The organism is Psychromonas hadalis ATCC BAA-638 (assembly GCF_000420245.1).
Lineage (GTDB): Bacteria > Pseudomonadota > Gammaproteobacteria > Enterobacterales > Psychromonadaceae > Psychromonas > Psychromonas hadalis.
The window spans coordinates 1-5156 of the sequence record NZ_ATUO01000212.1 but is presented as its reverse complement, the minus strand read 5'-3'; the positions used below and the strand labels follow the sequence as shown (position 1 = coordinate 5156).

The window sequence follows — 5156 nt, the reverse complement described above, 5'->3', positions numbered from 1 at the left end:
GCAATGGAGCATCTCCTGAAGGTGTTGCAAAATACCTAGCAGCAAACGCTGACGATCTATAAATAGCTAAAAACTAAAAGCTAGAAATAACAAAGACCTCAATTGAGGTCTTTTTTGTTTTTAACGGATGGCACTATTTTAATGAAGCATAATACGCGGCTAAGTTCGCCATATCAGCATCTGACAATGCCATCGCTTGTGGTGCCATAATCGCAGACATGCCACCTTTGCGTTGCCCTGCTTTATAAGCTTTCAGAGAGCCTAACAAATAAGCCTCTTTTTGCCCTTTTAAGTTCGGGTAGATAGGGGCAGCTGAAATACCATCAGCACCATGACAAGCAGCACAAACAGCTGATTTTGCTTTACCAGCAGCAGCATCGCCCGCGGCAAAAGCAAAACTGGGTAGTGCAATAATTAATGATACAATTAATAATTTTTTCATGGAACGTCCTTGGGTTAGCTGATACCAATCAGCCTAAGTATTTGGCCATTTTTACTGGTTAAAAAAGTTAATATCTTCGTTGCACTCAATCGTACGCCTTGCTCTTAACTATTTTTTCTGCGCAAATTATGACCACTTTATTAAGCGGAATGATATTAGAGATAAATCAAATTTTATTGTAACCGCTTCATAATGAAGAAACAGTAAAAAATAAAATTAGTGTGAGGATTAACAATAAGCCAGCACATTGTTTTTTTTACGCTCATCTAATAAACTCATCTTTTTTCTCTACTAGAAAAGCCTAAATACCATGCTTATCCCATACCAATCACTTGATAGTGGAACACTTACCAACTTAATTGAATCTTTTATTTTACGTGAAGGAACAGATTACGGCATTGAGGAAATTTCACTTGCCCATAAAAGCCAAAAAGTTTTACAACAGATAGAAAATGGTGAAGTGCTTATTCTTTATTCTGAACTGTCAGAAAGTGTCACACTAATCCATAAACAGCAATTTAATGAACAATCATCACAATAGCTGTTGGTTATTCACCCAATCCATTGAGGCGAAGTTCATAAAAACATAATAGATTTAGATTAAAATAATCATTTTAGCCAGTAAATGTTATTGCTTTTTGACAAAGGTCTAACTTCTTAACAAACATAGTGCCATTAATGTTATCCGCAACACGTAAAAAGAGATACAATCACTGAACTTGTTAATGACCAAATCGTCATTTTACTCCTGTTGAAAGAATAACAACGAGAGATAGCCTTTTAGCTATTCAATACAGATTAAGGAAGTACCATGATCATCACTAAACCACAAACAGATCCTACAATAGAATGGTTTTTATCACATTGTCATACCCACAAGTACCCTGCAAAAAGCATGCTTATCCATGCAGGTGAAAAAGCAGATACTTTATACTTCATCGTAAAAGGTTCTGTTGCTGTTGTGATTAAAGATGAAGAGGGTAAAGAGATGATTTTATCTTACCTAAATCAAGGCGATTTTTTAGGTGAGTTAGGTCTATTTGACAAAGCAGATGAACCTGTTCGTAGTGCATCTGTAAAAGCAAAATCACCTTGTGAAGTGGCAGAAATTTCATACAAAAAATTCCAACAGTTAATCACTGTTAATCCTGAAATTTTAATGCGTCTTTCTGATCAGATGGCAAATCGTCTACAAATCACTAGCCAAAAAGTAGGTAACCTAGCATTCTTAGATGTAACAGGTCGTATCGCAAATACTCTGCTTGATCTTGCGAAGCAACCTGATGCAATGACACACCCAGATGGCATGCAAATTAAAATCACTCGCCAAGAGATTGGCCAAATTGTCGGTTGTTCTCGTGAAACCGTAGGTCGTATCCTTAAAATGCTTGAAGAGCAGGGTCTTATCTCTGCACACGGCAAAACAATTGTGGTATTTGGTACGCGCTAAATCACAACAATTAAATCGATTGATTAAAAACCGCACTTGTTGCGGTTTTTTTATGGGTGAAATATTAATTTTGACTTAAAATAGATAACACAAATATATTTTTTTATGGAAATACGATGTCTTACTTAGCCAGTCAAAAAAGATTCAGTTTACAATTTCATATTACGACACTGTTTGCCGTTTTAATTATTATTGCAGGTGTCTCCCTTGGTTGGTACAGTTACTCACAACTCAGTCAAAGCATGATCCACTCAGGAAAGGTACTGTTTAATAACTCCAGCAAAGAGGTGATCAAAAAGGTAAAGAACGAGAGTAAACAGATTCGCACCATGCTAAAAATGCTGAGTGCTTTCAACCTAACCCACATTAACAACAAGCAGAATAAAGTAAATCAACTTCCAGTATTATCAGCGATGCTAAAAGGGACACCCAGCTTATCGGCTCTCTTTATTGCTTATAAAAACAATGATTTTTTTCTTTACAAAAAAGTGACCTCCAAAAGTATATTAGAAAAATACAGTGCCCCACAAAACAGCTATTTTATGATGACGCTTCGCCACTCAGGCGACACAGAGCACCGTTTTTATGACATTAACAATCAATTGCTCAAAACAGTCGATGATGCAGTCTATAACCTGCAGATGGAGGATCGACCGTGGTATCAACAGGCGCAAAAAAGTGATGGTTTTATAACCACCAAAGCTTACCTATTTCATGCGAGCCAAGAATTTGGCGTAACCCTTGCACTGAAGGATAAAAACAGTGGCTCCGTTGTTGGTGCAGATTACACCTTAGGCACGTTATCACAGCTGCTAAAAGAGTTTCGTGCCTACCCAAGTAGCCAACGTATTGTGGTCGATAAACGTGGTTGGGTTATTGCTTATCAAAACACCGAAATGTTATTATCTGAACAGGGAAAGTTTGATAAATTCAAATCTATCTCCGAACTTAAGCAACCTGCATTAGAGTATGCTTTTAACCATTATCAAAACCAAAAAGGCAGTCTCTTATTTTCTTTTAATGGGGAAGATTGGTTAGGAAAAGTTTCACCTTTATCAACAAAGAACAATCTACTTTTATTACAAATCGTAAAAACAAAAGAATTATTATCAGAGGCTTACAAATTACGTTATAAAAGTATGCTTATCACCTTGCTAATAATTTTAGCCACACTGCCTTTGGCTTGGTATTTTGCGCGCTTATTAACGGCACCAATTAGTGGCTTGACCAAAGAATTACAAAAAATCAAAAATTTTGATTTTCAAAAGCCAATAAATACACAGACCCCCATTAAAGAGATTGCTGAGTTGATCACGGCAACCAATGCGATGAAGGAAACTATCTCCCACTTCCAAGATCTCTCCGCTTCACTAGTAAGTAAACAAAATAGCCAGCAACTGCTTAAAAAGATTAGCCAAGAGTGCAATAACATTCCAAATAGCCGAGGTACTCTGATTATTCTAAATCAAAAAGATCATTGTGAAATAAAATACTGTGATTTAAAAGGGCTAAACAGTTCAGAAAACCAACAGTTAAGCCAACAACTTTTAGCATTAAAACTCAGTTGTGATGAGCTACACAATAGCAGTAGCCACGCAATTCCAAGTGATATTAATGCAATTCTTAGTCAAAAATTAACTGAAAATCTAAATTGGCAATTGGTCGCCATGAAAAACCGCTCCGGTGAAAATTTAGGCTTAATCGCTGTTTTAGAATCACAACAAAGCCCGCTTGCAAAAGGGAAGCTACAATATGCGCAAGCAATCGCCAGTTTCTCAGCCCTCTCCATACAAAGCCAACAACTGCTCGCAGATCAAAAGCATCTATTAGAAAGCTTTATCCTGCTTATCGCTGGCGCGATTGATAGTAAATCGCCTTACACAGGCGGGCATTGTGCTCGCGTACCTGAACTCACTAAAATGTTAAGTCAAGCCGCCTGCGATGATAAGCAGGGCAATTATAAAGATTTTGATTTAACAGATGATCAATGGGAAGAGTTACATATCGCGGCATGGTTACATGATTGCGGTAAAATTGTCACCCCTGAATATGTAGTTGATAAAGCCACGAAGCTGGAAACTATTTATGATCGCCTCAATGAAGTGCGCATGCGTTTTGAACTGCTAAAAAGTGAAGCTGAAAAAAATTACTGGCAAGGTATTGCACAAGAGGGTGATAAACAACAGCTTACTTTACAACGTGATCAGTTACTTGAGCAGCTGGATCAAGAGTTTGAATTTGTTGCTGAGTGCAATATCGGTGGTGAGTTTATGTCTGATGATAAAATCAATAAGTTAAAAGTGATCGCTAAGCGCACATGGAGCAGAACCCTGGATAACAAAATAGGCATTGCGCCACATCAAGCAAATAAAATAGCAGCATCAACATTACCAACTCAAGAGCCTTTACTCGCCGATAAAGCAGAACATCTTATTGAGAGAGAGCATAAAGAATTAACCGAAACAGGTAATGAATGGGGCTTTGATATGCAGACACCAGAGTACCGTTTCAACCGCGGAGAACTTTACAACCTATCTGTTAAACGAGGCACACTCACCGCTGAAGATCGCTTTATTATTAATGGTCATATGGTACACACCATCGTAATGTTATCTAAATTACCCTTCCCTGATCATCTGCAAAATATTCCAATTATTGCTGGCGGGCATCATGAAAAAATGAATGGTACGGGTTATCCACGTAAAATTAACGCGGCTGAGTTACCGACTACTGCCAGAATAATGGTGGTTGCAGATATTTTTGAAGCATTGACAGCATCGGATAGGCCCTATAAAGAGCGTAAAACATTAAGCCAAGCGATCAAAATCATGAGTTTTATGGTCAAAGATGAGCACATTGATCCAGAACTGTTTAAACTCTTTTTAAGCTCAGGTGTTTATCTGCAATACGCAAAAACTTACCTTTTAGAAGATCAGATAGATGAGGTTGATATTAACCAGTATCTTTAAATATTGACTAAAAAAGAACTAATACCATTCCGCTTAATATAATGATCAGGTTTTACGCAGGGTAAATGACTAAGGTCAAGGCGCATGATTGAGTAATAGCCGGCTATTGCGATTGAATGCAACGCAGATATTAGTCATTTAAACCAGTAAAAACGATCAGTTACTTAGGCGGATTGGTATAATACCAATAACAGTAAATAGCTGATCTATTTTACTGGTTAAAACAACTCACTTCCGCGTTGTAACTTTCGCAAAGGGAACAACCATTTACGTCAACTTACGCCTTGAATTAAGC

At 37.5% G+C, this 5156-nt stretch carries 4 protein-coding genes; 3 read left to right on the top strand and 1 reads right to left on the bottom strand.

The genetic code is table 11. The features are described 5' to 3' along the window. Positions 1–133 precede the first annotated feature (133 nt). Entirely contained in the window at positions 134–442 is a 309-nt protein-coding gene (locus tag G322_RS0117410) for a c-type cytochrome (protein WP_022942979.1), read from the bottom strand. Positions 443–752: 310 nt separating this feature from the next. On the opposite strand from G322_RS0117410, the gene G322_RS0117405 reads away from it, so the two are divergent. The 3 genes from G322_RS0117405 to G322_RS0117395 all read left to right on the top strand — a co-directional run bounded on the left by G322_RS0117405 (position 753) and on the right by G322_RS0117395 (position 4861). Then, complete coding sequence (locus G322_RS0117405; RefSeq protein ID WP_022942978.1) at positions 753–983, top strand: YheU family protein; 231 nt, start codon at positions 753–755, stop codon at positions 981–983. Positions 984–1253: 270 nt separating this feature from the next. Beyond that, positions 1254–1892: a cAMP-activated global transcriptional regulator CRP gene (gene crp / locus G322_RS0117400; RefSeq protein WP_022942977.1), complete on the top strand. Its 639-nt coding sequence runs from the start codon at positions 1254–1256 to the stop codon at positions 1890–1892. A 116-nt stretch (positions 1893–2008) separates the two neighbouring features. Then, entirely contained in the window at positions 2009–4861 is a 2853-nt protein-coding gene (locus tag G322_RS0117395; RefSeq protein WP_022942976.1) for an HD domain-containing phosphohydrolase, read from the top strand. Positions 4862–5156 lie beyond the last annotated feature (295 nt).